15 protein-coding genes are annotated in these 15342 nt (G+C 36.0%); 2 read left to right on the plus strand and 13 right to left on the minus strand.

Annotation, left to right across the window (positions count from 1 at the left end; all coding sequences use genetic code 11):
- Window positions 1-105: 105 nt before the first annotated feature.
- The 12 genes from hisH to QOL71_RS07720 form a co-directional block, all read right to left on the minus strand.
- Complete coding sequence (gene hisH, locus QOL71_RS07665; RefSeq protein WP_283416350.1) at window positions 106-687, minus strand: imidazole glycerol phosphate synthase subunit HisH; 582 nt, start codon at window positions 685-687, stop codon at window positions 106-108.
- Window positions 684-1817, minus strand: a complete 1134-nt coding sequence (gene hisB / locus QOL71_RS07670) for a bifunctional histidinol-phosphatase/imidazoleglycerol-phosphate dehydratase HisB (protein ID WP_283416351.1) — start codon at window positions 1815-1817, stop codon at window positions 684-686. The genes hisH and hisB overlap by 4 nt, the downstream gene beginning before the upstream one ends.
- Before the next feature lie 121 nt (window positions 1818-1938).
- Window positions 1939-2973 carry a histidinol-phosphate transaminase gene (gene hisC, locus QOL71_RS07675; RefSeq protein ID WP_283416352.1) on the minus strand — a complete coding sequence of 345 codons (1035 nt, stop codon included), beginning with the start codon at window positions 2971-2973 and terminating at the stop codon, window positions 1939-1941.
- The gene (gene hisD, locus QOL71_RS07680; protein ID WP_379953376.1) at window positions 2963-4255 is read right to left on the minus strand and encodes a histidinol dehydrogenase; all 1293 of its coding nucleotides are present in this window, start codon (window positions 4253-4255) and stop codon (window positions 2963-2965) included. The genes hisC and hisD overlap by 11 nt, the downstream gene beginning before the upstream one ends.
- Window positions 4255-5112, minus strand: coding sequence for an ATP phosphoribosyltransferase (gene hisG, locus QOL71_RS07685; protein WP_283416354.1), 858 nt, complete (start codon window positions 5110-5112; stop codon window positions 4255-4257). The genes hisD and hisG overlap by 1 nt, the downstream gene beginning before the upstream one ends.
- 231 nt (window positions 5113-5343) lie before the next feature.
- A complete protein-coding gene (locus QOL71_RS07690; protein WP_283416476.1) occupies window positions 5344-6150 on the minus strand; it encodes an aminotransferase class IV in 807 nt (268 codons plus the stop codon).
- A gap of 48 nt (window positions 6151-6198) precedes the next feature.
- Window positions 6199-6585: an START-like domain-containing protein gene (locus tag QOL71_RS07695; protein WP_120213323.1), complete on the minus strand. Its 387-nt coding sequence runs from the start codon at window positions 6583-6585 to the stop codon at window positions 6199-6201.
- Window positions 6586-7045: 460 nt separating this feature from the next.
- Entirely contained in the window at window positions 7046-8224 is a 1179-nt protein-coding gene (locus QOL71_RS07700) for an aspartate aminotransferase family protein (protein ID WP_283416355.1), read from the minus strand.
- Window positions 8225-8517: 293 nt separating this feature from the next.
- Window positions 8518-10272, minus strand: coding sequence for an OstA-like protein (locus QOL71_RS07705; protein WP_283416356.1), 1755 nt, complete (start codon window positions 10270-10272; stop codon window positions 8518-8520).
- Window positions 10272-10751: a Fur family transcriptional regulator gene (locus QOL71_RS07710; protein ID WP_283416357.1), complete on the minus strand. Its 480-nt coding sequence runs from the start codon at window positions 10749-10751 to the stop codon at window positions 10272-10274. The genes QOL71_RS07705 and QOL71_RS07710 overlap by 1 nt, the downstream gene beginning before the upstream one ends.
- Window positions 10752-10778: 27 nt before the next feature.
- On the minus strand, window positions 10779-12758 hold the full coding sequence (locus QOL71_RS07715) for a KUP/HAK/KT family potassium transporter (protein WP_283416358.1): 1980 nt from the start codon (window positions 12756-12758) through the stop codon (window positions 10779-10781).
- A gap of 134 nt (window positions 12759-12892) precedes the next feature.
- On the minus strand, window positions 12893-13219 hold the full coding sequence (locus QOL71_RS07720; RefSeq protein ID WP_283416477.1) for a hypothetical protein: 327 nt from the start codon (window positions 13217-13219) through the stop codon (window positions 12893-12895).
- 41 nt (window positions 13220-13260) lie between these two features.
- On the opposite strand from QOL71_RS07720, the gene QOL71_RS07725 reads away from it, so the two are divergent.
- Window positions 13261-13434, plus strand: coding sequence for a C1orf53 family protein (locus QOL71_RS07725; protein ID WP_177165167.1), 174 nt, complete (start codon window positions 13261-13263; stop codon window positions 13432-13434).
- A 55-nt stretch (window positions 13435-13489) separates the two neighbouring features.
- Window positions 13490-14026 carry a DUF4136 domain-containing protein gene (locus QOL71_RS07730; RefSeq protein ID WP_283416478.1) on the plus strand — a complete coding sequence of 179 codons (537 nt, stop codon included), beginning with the start codon at window positions 13490-13492 and terminating at the stop codon, window positions 14024-14026.
- A gap of 389 nt (window positions 14027-14415) precedes the next feature.
- Here the strand turns inward: QOL71_RS07730 and QOL71_RS07735 are convergent, their stop codons facing one another.
- Window positions 14416-15255 (minus strand): restriction endonuclease, encoded by an 840-nt coding sequence (locus QOL71_RS07735; protein WP_283416359.1) that lies wholly within the window; start codon window positions 15253-15255, stop codon window positions 14416-14418.
- Window positions 15256-15342 lie beyond the last annotated feature (87 nt).

Consider the following 15342-nt stretch of genomic DNA (forward strand, 5'->3'; position numbering starts at 1 on the left):
TTTTTTTCATATTTGTTAGATATTCAAAATCTTAAAAAAATCGGTTTCTTTTGTAAGGTATAATTTTCAGTAGTTGCTTTTGTTCCTTTTGTGGTTTTAAAACAATCATAATTTCAAAAAATTTTCTAATATTTTACTTCCGAAAACGCCACTTTTTTCTGGATGAAACTGGACGCCGAAAAAATTGTCTTTTTGCAAAGCTGTGCTGTAAGTTTCGTAATAATCGGTTGTGGCAATTGTATTTTCATTTTTTTCAGCATAATAACTGTGAACGAGATACATATAACTTTGCTCAGGAACATTTTTGAACAAATCCGATTTCAAATCATAAATCTGATTCCAGCCAATCTGCGGAACCAACACAGAATCAGGGAATTTCTTCACCGATACATCAAAAATTCCTAAAGTTTTGGTGCCGCTTTCCTCCGAATATTTACAGAGCAATTGCATCCCAAGACAGATTCCCAAAAGTGGTTGTTTTAATTCAGGAATCAGTAAATCCAGGCCAGTTTTTTTCAGAGAATTCATTGCAAAAGACGCTTCTCCAACACCTGGAAATATCACTTTGTCAGCTTTGGAAATCTCGTCTGGATTGCTGGTTAATTTTGCTGAAAATCCTAATCTTTCTATCGCAAACAGAAGACTTTGCACATTTCCTGCTTTATAATCTATGATGACTGTTTTCATAACGTTCCTTTTGTGGATGGAAGAATCATTTTGTCCGAATCACGTTTTACTGCTGATTTTAAACACTTTGCAAAAGCCTTGAAAATCGATTCAATTTTGTGATGTTCATTATCGCCTTCGGCTTTGATATTGAGATTCGCTTTCGCCGAATCTGAAAAAGATTTGAAGAAATGGAAGAACATTTCGGTAGGCATTTTTCCAATCATTTCACGCTTAAACTCTGCATCCCAAACCATCCAGTTTCGACCGCCAAAATCCAATACAACTTGTGCTAGACAATCGTCCATCGGCAAAACAAAAGCGTAACGTTCGATTCCCAATTTGTTTCCTAAAGCCTGATTAAATGCTTCGCCAAGTGCAATTCCTGTGTCCTCAATTGTGTGATGTTCATCAACATCCAAATCGCCTTCAACCTTGATTTTCAAATCCATTTGTCCGTGTTTTGCAATCTGATCCAGCATATGGTCGAAGAAAGCAATTCCAGTATCGATGCTGGATTTTCCTGTTCCGTCAAGGTTTAGCTTGATTTTGATTTTAGTTTCGTTGGTATTTCTGATAATTTCCGAAGTTCTGTTTTTGAGTTTCAGAAATTCATAAATAGCTTTCCACGAAGTCGTTTTTAGAGCAATAACATTTTCCAAATCATCATTTTCTAAAATCTCGTCAGCTCCAAGACTTTCGTCATTATTAATGAAAATCGCTTTTGAGCCGAGATTTTTTGCCAATTTCACGTCCGTAATTCTGTCGCCAATCATGAATGAATTTTCCAAATCGTAACTATCCTTATCAAAATATCTCGTCAATAGACCTATATTCGGTTTTCTGGTTGGCGCATTATCTTTGGCGAATGTTTTATCTATGAAAATATCTTCGAATTTAATACCTTCACTTTCAAAGGTTTCGATAATGAAATTTTGAACTGGCCAGAAGTTTTCTTCCGGATGTGACTTTGTTCCCAAACCGTCCTGATTCGTAACCATTACCAATTCATAATCCAATTCTTTCGCAATTTTTGATAAATAAGTGAAGACTTGCGGATAGAATTTCAGTTTCTGAAAAGAATCAACCTGATAATCTTCCGGTTCTAAAACCAAAGTTCCGTCACGGTCTATAAATAGCAATTTTTTCATTTTTTTATGGACTTTTTATTTTTACTAAGGCTTCCCTTCGACAAGCTCAGGATAAACTGTGCCCCAGCCTGACAGCGTTTGATAAGCAATGTCACACTGAGCGGAGTCGAAGTGTCTGTTTTTAGTTATTAATATTTTGAAGAGCTTGTATCAATTTTTCATTTTCTTCAGGAGAACCGATAGTAATTCTCAAACAGTTTTTAATTACAGAATTTCGGTTTCTGATAATCACATTTTTATTAACTAATTCCTTATAAACTGAATCTGCATTTTCTACTTCAATCAAAATAAAATTGGCGTCGGAATGAAATGTTTTTTTTACCAAATTGATTTTTTTTAGACTTTCAATTAGATTCTTTTTCTCTTTCTGAATGATTTTGATATTTTCTGAAACCTGATTAATTTTTTTATTACTAAGTGTGTTTAGAATCGTATCCTGATTGAGCTGACTGATATTGTAAGGCGGTTTCACATTATTATAAAATTTGATAATTTCTTTGGAAGCGTAAGCAATCCCAACCCGTACAGAAGCCATTGCCCAAGCTTTACTGAACGTTTGGCTCACGATAAGATTCGGATAATTTTTGATTTGATTCCTGAAACTTTCTTCTGGACTGAAATCGCTATAAGCTTCGTCAATGAAAACAATTCCGTTAAAATTTTCAAGAATATATTTAATATTTTTAATCGAATTTCCAGTTGGATTATTAGGCGAACAAATGAAGATAATTTTCAGATTTTCATCTTTTAAATATGGCTTTAAAGTTTCTAAATTGATTTGAAAATCATCATTTAAATCAAGATTGATCAATTCCACATCATTAATATTTGCAGAAACCTTATACATCCCATAAGTTGGCGAAAAAGTCAAAACCTTATCTTTTTTCGGTTCACAAAATATCCGGAAAGCCAAATCAATCACTTCATCGCTTCCGTTTCCTAAGAAAATATTTTCAGTTGAGATTTGATTTATTTCACTTAATTTCTGTTTTACTTTGCTCTGATAAGGGTCAGGATAACGGTTCAGTTCTCCGAAAGGATTTTCGTTCGCATCCAGAAAAATACCGTTTTCACCTTTGAATTCGTCTCTTGCTGAAGAGTATGGTTCAAGATTCAGGATATTTTTTCTGATTAATTTTTGAATATCAACTTTCATTTTCTAAATATTTTAATCTTACCGAAACGGCATTTTTATGAGCCATCAACTCTTCGGCTTCCGCCATTAACTCAATGGTTTTTCCAATGTTTTGAATTCCTTTTTTTGTGATATTCTGAAATGTGATTTTCTTCACAAAACTGTCCAGAGAAACACCGCTGTAATTTTTAGCAAAACCGTTGGTTGGCAAGGTGTGGTTGGTTCCGGAAGCATAATCACCTGCACTTTCCGGACTGTAATTTCCAAGAAATACTGAGCCTGCGTTCTTGATTTTATCAGTGAAATTTTCTGCGTTTTCGACAGCTAAAATCAAATGTTCCGGCGCATAAATATTTGAAAATTGAATGGCTTCATCAATAGAATTCAACAAAATAGATTTGCTGTTTTGTAAAGCAATTTCTGCGATTTCTTTTCTTGGTAAATCCTTTAGTTGTTTCTTAATTTCAATATTAATTTCATTAATAATTTTCTCAGAATTACTTAATAAAATCACTTGAGAATCTGTTCCGTGTTCGGCTTGTGAAAGCAAATCCGCAGCAACAAAATCCGGAACAGAACTTTCATCTGCAATGACCAAAACCTCACTTGGACCAGCAGGAATGTCGATGGCAAGATTATAATTCAGAGCCAGCTGTTTGGCCGAAGTCACATATTGATTGCCTGGTCCGAAGATTTTATCAACTTTCGGAATCGTTTCTGTTCCAAAAGTCAAACCTGCAATTGCTTGACTTCCTCCAACTTTGAAAATGTTTTTAATTCCAATTAAGTTTGCGGTGAACAAAATTGTAGGATTGATTTTTCCATTTTTATCAGGTGGCGAACAAAGCGCAATGTTTTTACAGCCTGCAATATTTGCTGGAATTCCTAACATCAAAACAGTGGAGAATAAAGGCGCAGTTCCTCCTGGAATATAAATCCCAATACTTTCAATTACGCGACTTTCTCGCCAGCAAAAAGCACCTTTGGTTGTCTCGATGATTTTTTTCTCTTCCTGTTGGGAATTGTGAAATTTTCTGATATTCTCGGAAGCAATTTTGATGGCTGATTTTAGTTCATCAGAAACTGATTGCTCTGCTTCAATGATTTCTGATTCAGAGACTTTTAAATCTTCAAGAGAAACTTTATCAAATTTTTCTGTGTAGAATTTCAGAGCTTTATCACCATTGATTTTTACTTTATCAAAAACGGATTTTACCTGCTCAGAAAGATTTTCCTGATTTTGCAAAGGTCTTTCGCAAAGTGATTTCCATTCGTAAACTGGTGGGTATTTATATTGCCTAATCATAATATCATTTTTTCAATTTCTAAAACTAAAATTCCCTGTGCGCCTTCATTTTTCAGATTCTCAATCACTTCCCAAAATTGATCTTCTTTGATGACTGAATGAATGGATGACCAACCACTTTCGGCTAAAGGAAGAATAGTTGGCGATTTCATTCCGGGTAAAAGATTGATAATTTTTTCAAGATTCTGATTAGGAGCATTTAAAAGAATATACTTGCTTTCGGAAGCTTCTTTTACAGCATTGATTCTGAACAAAAGTTTATTTAAAATCTCCAGATTTTCATTAGATAGATTCTCATTGGAAATCAAAACGGCCTCACTTTCCAGAACAGTTTCAACTTCTTTCAAACCATTAGTCAGTAGAGTAGAACCGGTACTGATGATGTCAAAAATTCCGTCGGAAAGTCCGATTCCAGGTGCGATTTCTACACTTCCACCAATCTTTTCGATTTGTGCATTGATGTTATTTTCTTGGAAATAGTTTGAAAGAATCTCTGGATAAGAAGTTGCTACTTTTTTATTTTCGAAATATGGGATTCCGTTATAATTTTCTTCTTTCGGAATTGCCAGAGACAATCTGCATTGGGCAAATCCAAGCTTTTGAACAATTTCAATAATTTTCTTTTGTTCCAAAACTTCATTCAGACCGATAATTCCGATATCAGCAACACCTTGCTCTACATATTGCGGAATATCATCATCACGAAGAAATAAGATTTCTAATGGAAAATTAGTGGAAACAGCCTTTAGTTTTCTGGTTCCGTTGGAGATTTTGATGCCACATTCTTCCAGCAGTTTCAGAGACTTTTCGCTCAGTCTTCCATTTTTTTGTATGGCTAATTTTAGTTTACTCATTTTTGATTTTATAGATAAGGTCTGAGTAAACAACAAGGAAAATTGGAAAACAAAAAACCGCCTGATTACTCAGACGGTTAATATTATTTTGAAGTTATGACATACCATTACCTTCCCGCCTGAACGTGAGAATGGTGATGATGATGCATAAGTTGTATAGACATTTCTTGCTTTTTTGTTGGGACAAATGTAGAACTAATTTTTAAATAATTATAAAATTATGTAAAAAAATTAATTAAAACTATTTTTCCATTGGGTAATCATTTCTGAAAATCTCGTGTTCTCAAAAGTTTTATTTCTAATTTTTGAAACTGTGTGAATGCCTTTTTCATCGGAGATTCTCAGGATTTCTTCAGCTTTTTGAGATTCGAAGGCGATGATTTCTGCTTCTTCAATTTCTGCCAGTTTATTTTTGTGAACAAAAGTGACAAAGTTTTCCATTAATGGTGAAATATAAGCACCTTCCGTTTGTTTCGGAATTTTAATCACATTATTCTGGAAAAACAAAAGATTTCCGAAGATACTTCTGGCAATTTTCTTGTTCGGATTCAGAAGAATAACGTCATCCAAATCATTTTCTTTGGCATAAATTTCAGCATAGATATTCTCGGCAGAATGAACACGGATGTTACTCAAAAGATTCGCATTAACATTGATTTCCTTAATGAGATCCAGTTCAATATTACCTTGTATATAAAGAATGTCTCCCGATTCTTCCACTTCAAAATAGAAAGCGGTTTCAGATTTCGGAAGCGGTTTGTCTTCCTGCTTTCTGTAAGCCATCAGTTGGATAATTCCATTCTCAATACCCTTACTCAAAACTTCTCTCTGAAACAGTTCCTGAAAAAATTCTAAGGTGTATGTCAGCGGAATATTCAGTCTCATTTTCCGCATCGATGCCATCAGAAAAAAATAAGATTCCTCGGCCATTATGAGATTTCCGTTTCTTACAAAGAACGATACCCAAACCGAATCACCATAAAGAAAAGAACGGTTGATAACTTGAAGATTTTCTTCAGTATAAACTAATTTTTGCATTGTAGTATAAAAAAATAATGAACGATAAAATCGTTCATCCATTTATTTTTAAGCGGCGCCTAATTTTATCTGTAAGTTCTCTATCAGGTTTTCCCAATAGAGTTTGTTTTCTTCTTCATCGCCAGGCTCACAAAAGTCAGTGATGTTAAGCGAAAGGTCATCCGTTATTTCATCAATGACGATAGAAAGCTCGAAGAAATATTTCGTCCCTTCATCCTCTTCCCAACGGAAACGCACAAAACTTTCCGGCTTGTAACGGATCAGCGTCGCCTTCTCAGCAGGGCCACCGCCCCAGCTGAAATAGAAATCATCTCCACGTTCTACAACGTCGTCTGCAAACCATTCTGATAATCCTTCTGCACTTGCCAGATACTCATACAAAATCTCCGAGAGACAATGCATATTGTATTCATACTGCACTTTCGTTTTCGCCATATACTAATTCTAATTGTGGCGCAATATATAAATTAATTTCTTATTTCCAAATCAAAATGTCTATGGAAATTCAAATTTTTTATAGAAAATAAGTATGATTTTTATTAGCTGATTTTGTACCGTTGATGAACACTAATTTTTATAATTATTTGACATCATCCAACCTAAAGATTTGGGCAGCTTTTGACTGCGTCGAATAGCAATTTTTATTTTTATTATGGCAGCTATTTCCGCCCTCCGTTCCCGCTTTTTTCTGTCATTGTGACATTGTGAACGAAGTGAAGCCATCCATAGAACTTTCAATCTTCGCAATAACAAAAAAAGAGCTCCACTCAGGTCGGGCTGCAGATTCGTCGTTAAATCAAGATTTTTTCTAAAAACTCAATATTGTCATTCCGTAGGAATCTAAACGTCGCTGTCGAGATTCCTACGGGATGACAATTGGATGTTAATTTAAAATCTATCCCACTTCATCCAAAGCTTCCAGAATAATTTCGCAGCCTTTTCGAATTTCGTCTTCAGAGATTGTCAAAGGAGGTGAAATTCTCAGATATTCATTTCTGTATAGTTGCCAGAAAACAATCAGACCTTTTTCCATACATTTTGAAGCGACTTTCAAAGTATATTCCGGAGAACCGAGATTCACAGCTAACATCAGTCCTTTCCCGTTGACGTTTTTGATTTTCGGATGAACCAATAATTCCCGGAAGAGTTTTTCCTTCTTATCTGTCTCATTCATCAGTCCGCTTTCCAAAACTTCTTTCAGAGTAGCGTGAGAAGCCGCAGCAATCAAAGGATTTCCTCCGAATGTCGTGATATGTCCCAATTTAGGAGAATGTGAAAGGCTTGTCATAATTTCTTTCGAACTCATAAAAGCGCCAACCGGAACACCGCCGCCCATTCCTTTTCCCATTACCAAAATGTCAGGAACAATGCCATAATGCTCGAATGCAAACAACTTTCCTGTTCTTCCAAATCCAGGCTGAATCTCATCCAAAATCAACAAAGCACCAACTTCTTCGCAGCGTTTTTTGAGATTGATGAAATAATTGTCTTTCGGAGTAATAAATCCAGCCGCTCCCTGAATGGTTTCTACAATGACGCAAGCCGTTTTCTCCGTGATTTTATTAAAATCATTTTCATTATTAAACTCGATAAAATTAACCATTGGCAACAAAGGACGGAATTCTCTTTTGTGAACTTCATTCCCTGCAACAGAAAGCGCACCGTGTGTGTTCCCGTGATAGGCATCTTTGAAGGCAATGATTTCCTCTCTTCCAGTGTAACGTTTAGCTAATTTCAAACTTCCGTCAATGGCTTCTGCGCCAGAGTTCACAAGGTAAGTGACTTCCAAAGGTTCAGGTGTGGCTTCTGCCAAAAGCCTGCAAAGTTCTACCGGTTTTTCCTGAGCATATTCGCCGTAAACCATGACGTGCAAGTATTTATCCGCTTGTTTTTTGATGGCGTTAACCACTTTTGGATGAGAATGTCCAAGTGTATTGGCAGAAACGCCGGCTACAAAATCCAAATAGGCGCGTCCGTCTTTTCCATAGATGTAGCTGCCTTCCGCTTTTTCCACTTCGAAACCTGCTGCATAAGGTGTTGTTTGAGCTTGATATTTGAAGAAATTTTGTTTCATTGGTAGGATAGATGTTAGATTTTAGAAGTTAGATTCGTAAGTCGTACTTTCGGGGATTTTTGAACTTCTTGACTTTTGCAAAGTTCGGGAATTTTGAGTTTTGATGCTATGAAAAGACAAAATTTTCAACTTTGTGAAGCGCGTCCCGACTTGAACGGAGCTCTTTTTTTTGTCATTGCGATTGTGAAAAGTTCTACAGATTGCTTCACTTTGTTCGCAATGACAGAAAAAAGCGGGAGTGGAAGGCGGATAAAGGCGCCACATTTTTACTCTACTCAATGAGACAGATATTCTTACTTCTTAACCCGAACCGGTGTTTTTGGCTTGTTTTTTTCCTCGAGTTTTTTACGTTCTGCTTCGGCGCGTTCAAAAAGAGAATTGTCGGATTGATAAACAATTTCCGGATAGTTCGGCGTGTCTAGAAAAATATCGCCCCATTTCTGCAGCCTGTCTTTGGTATTCCAGTTAAAATCCTTGAAGAAACGTTCATCTTTGGAGATTTTACTCATTGGATAAATGTCCGAATTGGCACCGATATTACAATCGACCTGTTCCAGTTTTCGTTCTATGAAATGGGCCACAATTTCACCGCAAGTGGACAATGCGACTCCAATTCTGGTCACTTCTTTTGTTTTCTCGTTGGTGTCATCTGCATAAGTTATGGCCTGTGCGTTGCCAACTGCTTTTGCAATGTCTATGGCGTTATCTTTGAGATAGACAATCATATTCTTGCTTTTGATTTGATTGAATTCATCTTTCAAATTCAATGAGTCGGCTTTGCTGATGGCAAAAGCGTTTCCAAGAACACGGATGGAATCGGTGATTTCTTTTTCAGGATTGCTGTAAACCCGGATTTCGTCGCCGGTAACCTGTTTTGCACCCATCCAGAGAATTGGTTTGCGCATTAGATGCATTTCGCCATCGGTCTCGTTGAAGCTCAATGAGTCTGCGCGGCCCTGCATATTGGTTTTGAAAATCCGTACTTTTCTGAAGGCTCTCAGAAAGCTTTTCTTTTTCAAAGCGTTGGCAGAATCTGGCCTTTGAAATGTCAGAAATTTCTCTGCCGACATATATACCGAATCTTTGCTAAGAATTTTGACAGCGTAAGGTTTGTCGGTAATCATAGCCGAATCTTTCTTTTCGTAGATTTCACCGTAACCACCTTTGATGTAGCGGTTTTGTTTTGGATCATCCAAGGTCACGTTGCCGTTCCCTTTTCCAAAGCCTGTATTCCTGTTGAAGTATAATTTGTCTCCTGTCAGAATTTTGTCATTATAATGAATTCTGGAGTTTTTGTTAAGGAAAGATTCTCCTGTTTTGGAATTATAAGTTCCCTGTTCTGTATAAACATAATTTCTAGGGTTTTCTTTGTTTCTGATGGTGGTCGGCCCAAAAAAATCTGAAACTCCTGTATTTTGATTTTGCTTAATATTGTCGCTGACAATGGTATATTTATCTGTTTCGATATTGGAACGGCCAACGAAATCAATCATTTTGGTGTTGAGATAGTATGTCGCCGTCTTGGTGTACATTACACTTCCGTCATTACTGTAAATCGTTCCGCCGGTGTTGAAATAGGCTGTATTTGGGATTTTATCGTAATAAAGTGTTTCTGTTTTTATGGTTTGCTTCGGGTCGGTAAGGACTACATTTCTTCTGGCGATTCCACGTTGTGTGTTGCCATCGTATTCCATTTCTTCGGCAGTGATTCTATTTCCGTCCGGTGTTGTTAAAACAACATTTCCAATCGCTTTGAGAAAATTTTCTTTTTGGTAAAAAACAACTTCGTCGGCTGTAAGAACAGAGCCTTGATGTTCAAACTGAACATTTCCTGAGAAAACCATATTTCCATCATATTTGTCAGGGCTTACACCGGCAGTATCAGAATGGATATGTTTTACTTTTTTGGAAGCATCAGTGTTAGAACCAGGATTTGAATTGCTAAAAAAAGGGTCTTTTACCAGACCTTGATTTTGGATTGGTGGTGTAACCTGGGAAAATATTCTAACAAAAATCAGAACTAGAACAACAAAAAAGGATTTCTTCATTAATTTTCAGACTTCTTGTGTCCGTAGAAGTATAAGGAGTGCGTATCAATACTTACGCCAAATGCTTTCTCAATAGAATCTTTGATCCCTTGAATTCTTGGGTCGCAGAACTCTATGATTTCCTCGATCTCTTTATCAGAATTTTCTTTATAGATGACCAAATGGTCGTGCTGCTTGTCAAAATAAGACTTTTCGTAAGACGATGTGCTCAGTGTTTTTTCACCGAACTGATGCTTTCTGATCAATCCGGCATCCAGGAAAATTTCAATTGTATTGTAAATCGTTGCTTTGCTTACATGATACTTTTTCTGCATCATTAGCAGGTAAAGGTCATCCACGTTGAAGTGGTGCTCCATATTGTAAATCTCCTCAAGAATTGTATATCTCTCCGGCGTATTACGGAAACCTTTATCCATAAGATACTGTCTAAGGACGTCTTTTATGGTTGCAATATTCAGATCTTTTTGTTTCGTATCCATAGTACAAAATTAAAGAAATTTTCGGGATTATTCGTAATGCTTGTTTTCGACTTTTTCGATTCTCTCGATTTTGATTTTCTGGTCTAGAAGTGGAGCAGACTCTACTACAACATTATGACTTGCAACACCATAGGCGGTGAAATCATTACTTCCCAGCTTCTTTACAAAATTATAAATGTTAAGAATGATTTTATCCTTGATGGTGAGAAGAAAATCATTGATGTAAACATTATCAATAATGACGAATTTCAGATCCGGCGGGATATTATGTGCTCTTAAGGAAGGGTGCGAGCTTCTTGCAGGAATTGTTCCATCTTCCATCATTTCAGCCAAAATCTGCTGAAAATAATCATTAATTCTTCGGTCTCTTTTGAATCCTAACAAGAAACTGATTTTATAAATTGTTCCGGGCAGAATTTCTTCCACATGATATTTGAAACTATATGGATCTTCCTGATTAACAATGTTTAAAATAAAGTAATGGTCGGCTCTTTTAGGTTGCGCTCTGATAATGGAATAGATGATTTTCGATTCTACTTCATCATCCCGTTTTGCACGACTGAAGAATGCCAAATTGGTCGCATATTTCGGAATTGTCTCATCCAGTTTCATATCTTTTATTGTAGAGATATATTTCTGAAGTTTTACAAACTTAATGAAAGTCGTCTTGATAATTCTCCCATTATACCAGGCATACATACAGATGCCTATGAAACCGGCCAGTAGGACGGACATCCAGCCGCCTTCGAAAAACTTGATGATATTGGCACTGAAAAAACCACCTTCTATCACAATATAAATCAATGCGAAAAGTGCGATCCAGAGTTTGTTTGTTCTCGTTTTCAAAAACCAGAAAACCAAAAGAATAGTTGTCATCAGCATTGTCACGGTAATGGAAAGCCCATAGGCTGCTTCCATTCTTCCGGATTCTTTAAAATACATCACAACCACAAAACACAAAAGCAGAATTCCCCAATTGATTTTCGGGATATACATCTGTCCCTTGATTCCGGAAGGATATTCGATTTCCTGATTAGGCCAGAAATTGAGCGACATAGCTTCTGAAAACATTGTAAATGCACCTGTAATTACAGCCTGGCTCGCAATAATTGCAGCAGCTGTTGCGATAACCACCCCTGGAATAATAAACCATTCCGGCATAATACCGAAAAATGGATTTTTGCCACGGAATACTTCGTGATAATTGCTTAACAACCAAGCGCCTTGTCCAAGATAATTCAGGATCAACATTGCTTTCACGAAAATCCAGCTCACTCTGATGTTCTTGATTCCGCAGTGACCAAGATCAGAATATAATGCTTCTGCTCCTGTTGTACAAAGGAAAACGGCTCCAAGAATAACAATTGCGCTAGGAGAATTATAAATTAATTTTATGGCGTAATAGGGGTTAAAAGCTTTTATAATCATTGGATGTTCAACTAAATGAACAAGACCGAATCCGCCCAAAACCAGAAACCAAAGAACCATAACAGGCCCAAAAAATTTACCAATGAAACTGGTGCCGAATTGCTGAACGACAAAAATAATCACCAAAATAGTCAGTGTAATTGGAACAACCGGTGGTTTATGCATTACCAATTCAAGACCTTCTATGGCTGACATTACCGTCAACGAGGGCGTGATAATACTATCTGCAACAAGAGCCGCAGCTCCGATAATTGCAATGATGTACAACCATTTTTTCTTGAACCGTTTGACTAAAGAATAGAGGGACAAGATTCCACCCTCACCTTTGTTATCAGCCCTCAGAGCAATAATAACATATTTGATAGTGGTTTGTAAAGTCAGTGTCCAAATGATGCAGGACAATGCACCTTCTATATATTCTTCGGAGATAATTCCGCCTGCTTTTCCAGCATTGATGATGGCTTTCATCACATAAAGAGGCGATGTTCCGATGTCTCCGAAAACAATTCCTAACGAAACTAAAACTCCAATCCACGAAAGTTTTTTGAGGTCAAAATGACCGCTGCTATCTTGCGACATATTTGTGTTGTCTTGAAAATAATTCTGCAAATTTAGATTATTTTATATTCTGAGAAATTTTTTTCTGGAAAATGTAATATTGGAGAAAAAATCAACTCCGGAATTACTTTTTCTAATAGTGTCTCATATTGGACTTATAAATAATTAATGAAGCTCCAGAATTTTCTTTTTTTCAAATAATCCAGATTTTGGTCATTGGCGTAAGCTTCTCTTTCGAAACTGATGTTGCGGTATGCAAGTTGCGGGTTTCTGTATTTCAGATATTTCAGGTAATATTCGGAGAGATACCAGATGTAAAACGGAACGATTAACAATTCCAATTGCTGGCGAATATGAATGGTTTCGTGATTAATGAGAATCTTATTTTTGCTGTCTTCCTTTCTCTGAACAAAAATAAACGGAAATAAAGTTATCCCCGAAATTTTCATATTTTTGAGTAATCTTTGACAGACGATGACTATCATAAATCAAAGATAAAAATTTTGGTACAGTTTTTTAACTTATGAAACTAAATGACATCAAAGAGAATGAAGACTTTTATTATAACGAGCAGGGTTATAAGGTTTTTACGGAAAAATTCCATCTGAAGCGTGGTTATTGCTGTAAAAGCGGATGCAGACACTGCCCGTACGGCTATGATAAAAAGACAGATACTTTTATTAAAAAACCTAAATAATCTTAATATTATGAAATCGACGATTCACGAATTCCAAAATAAAAATATATTAACGATGAGTAAAAAATATTTCTTCATATTAATGGCAGCAGTTTCTTTGGGATTGACTTCTTGCAGCCCTTTCCAAGTTAAATCTGATTATTCGGCGACAGCAAATTTCGCCAATTACAAAACTTATCTGCTAAGAACAGATGATTTGAAACTGAACGATCTTGATAAAGACAGAGTTTTGAATGAATTGTCCAAGCAAGTTCAGGCAAAAGGATTGACATCGGCACAAAATCCTGATTTGATCATCAACGTCAAAGCGTCTCACAAAAAAGTTCAGGATGTAACAACAAGTATGAACTATGGCTGGGGTTGGGGAAGACCTTGGGGCTGGGGCGGCGGTTTCGGTATGGGGAATACCTGGACCAACAACTACAACAGCGGAACCATTGTGATTGATATCATCGATGCGAAAACTCAAAAATTGGTCTGGCAAGGTGCCGGAAGCGGAATTTCTGTAGATTCGCCAAAGTCAAAACAAAAACAAATCCCGCAGGTTGTAGCTGAGATAATGGCTAATTATCCTCCGCAAAAAGGGAAATAGTTTTCAGATTAGAAGATGATAGACTGATAGAATTGAGACTTTTGAAAATAATAAAGATTTTTATTAATTCTGTAGCTAGTTTATTTATAATATATTTTGTTACTGTATTATTTCTAATCACAGATGTTGAATGTGATTATTTTTGGGAAATGATTTTAAGAGCAATAAAATTTGATGGTCAATTATTTTTACTAGTATTTATAATTACAACACTTTTAAATATTATTGTTGAAAGAAAGATTAACAAATCCAATTTTGTTAAGAATGTAACAAGACTTCAGTTATTACAACTTTCAATATTTATATTGTTTTTTACATTAAATAGCTTTTACTACTATTTTTCTAGATGCTAACCAAATAAAAAACCGCAAAAAAATCTGCGGTTTTTTTTATTCCGATATTTTTGTTGTCATTAGATCTTTCACTTCTTTTAGAACTTCGGATTTTCTTTGTTGATTAAGTTCTAAAACATTCAACAAATTGTGATTGCTGAATAATTCCTTTACCAGAACACATTTCTTTTCCAATAGTTTTTGCTTTTGTTTTCCGTCCAGAGTCGTCAGGCAAGTGATTGGATAAAGAGCATTTTGGTCCACCAAACTTTTGATGTTCTTATCTTTCGGATAATCCCAGGATAACAATCTCAATCCATAATATTCTGAAAAAGCCACAGAATCTTTGGTAAAATAAGTATTGGTAATCAGCCAGCCGTCAGTAAATTCGGTTTTGGTTCCGAAAAGATTGTATTGGATATCAGAAATATCTTTTATTCGGGATAAAACATACATTGGCGTTGTTACTGATATTTTCGTGTCTTCCGCATTTCGAAATTTACATTCTACCCAATAAGTTTTGTCGTTTTTATTGGCGATAACGTCTGCTTCGTGTATCACCGAATGGCCTTTTATCAATTGCCCGGTTTCAGTTTTGTAGCCGATGTTTTGAAAAACTCTGGCAATCCATTGTTCAAAATAGAATCCTGCAGGTCCTAACTCCAACAACGCTTTTTTCAGACTGTATCTTGCTGCGACAGAATTTGAGATTTTCTTCAATTCCTCAAAAGCCATTCTGTACAGTTCGCCGGTTGTGATGCCTTCGAAACATTTTGGCAAAACCGTTTCCAGAACTTTTTTTACAGAGCTTTCGTCCGCTCCGGAGTTCCGAAGTGAGTTTTCCAATTTCGATATTTCGAAGTCGACCGTTTCTCCAGCGTTGTTTTTTATCTTCATTATTTATATTTTGAATTTATCGCAAAGTTTCCAATATGAATTTTATCGAAGATAAAATCTTTGCGTCTTTTAAACTTAGAATTTAAT

It is taken from the genome of Epilithonimonas pallida, from assembly GCF_900182975.1.
In the GTDB taxonomy this organism is placed as follows: Bacteria; Bacteroidota; Bacteroidia; order Flavobacteriales; family Weeksellaceae; genus Epilithonimonas; species Epilithonimonas pallida.

Coding starts and splice junctions, on each gene's coding strand:
- hisB (WP_283416351.1), bottom strand. CDS start 1,817: ATGAAAAAATTGCTATTTATAGACCGTGACGGAACTTTGGTTTTAGAA.
- QOL71_RS07710 (WP_283416357.1), bottom strand. CDS start 10,751: ATGGATACGAAACAAAAAGATCTGAATATTGCAACCATAAAAGACGTC.
- QOL71_RS07735 (WP_283416359.1), bottom strand. CDS start 15,255: ATGAAGATAAAAAACAACGCTGGAGAAACGGTCGACTTCGAAATATCG.
- QOL71_RS07730 (WP_283416478.1), top strand. CDS start 13,490: ATGAGTAAAAAATATTTCTTCATATTAATGGCAGCAGTTTCTTTGGGA.
- QOL71_RS07700 (WP_283416355.1), bottom strand. CDS start 8,224: ATGAAACAAAATTTCTTCAAATATCAAGCTCAAACAACACCTTATGCA.
- QOL71_RS07715 (WP_283416358.1), bottom strand. CDS start 12,758: ATGTCGCAAGATAGCAGCGGTCATTTTGACCTCAAAAAACTTTCGTGG.
- QOL71_RS07705 (WP_283416356.1), bottom strand. CDS start 10,272: ATGAAGAAATCCTTTTTTGTTGTTCTAGTTCTGATTTTTGTTAGAATA.
- hisH (WP_283416350.1), bottom strand. CDS start 687: ATGAAAACAGTCATCATAGATTATAAAGCAGGAAATGTGCAAAGTCTT.
- hisC (WP_283416352.1), bottom strand. CDS start 2,973: ATGAAAGTTGATATTCAAAAATTAATCAGAAAAAATATCCTGAATCTT.
- QOL71_RS07695 (WP_120213323.1), bottom strand. CDS start 6,585: ATGGCGAAAACGAAAGTGCAGTATGAATACAATATGCATTGTCTCTCG.
- QOL71_RS07725 (WP_177165167.1), top strand. CDS start 13,261: ATGAAACTAAATGACATCAAAGAGAATGAAGACTTTTATTATAACGAG.
- QOL71_RS07690 (WP_283416476.1), bottom strand. CDS start 6,150: ATGCAAAAATTAGTTTATACTGAAGAAAATCTTCAAGTTATCAACCGT.
- hisG (WP_283416354.1), bottom strand. CDS start 5,112: ATGAGTAAACTAAAATTAGCCATACAAAAAAATGGAAGACTGAGCGAA.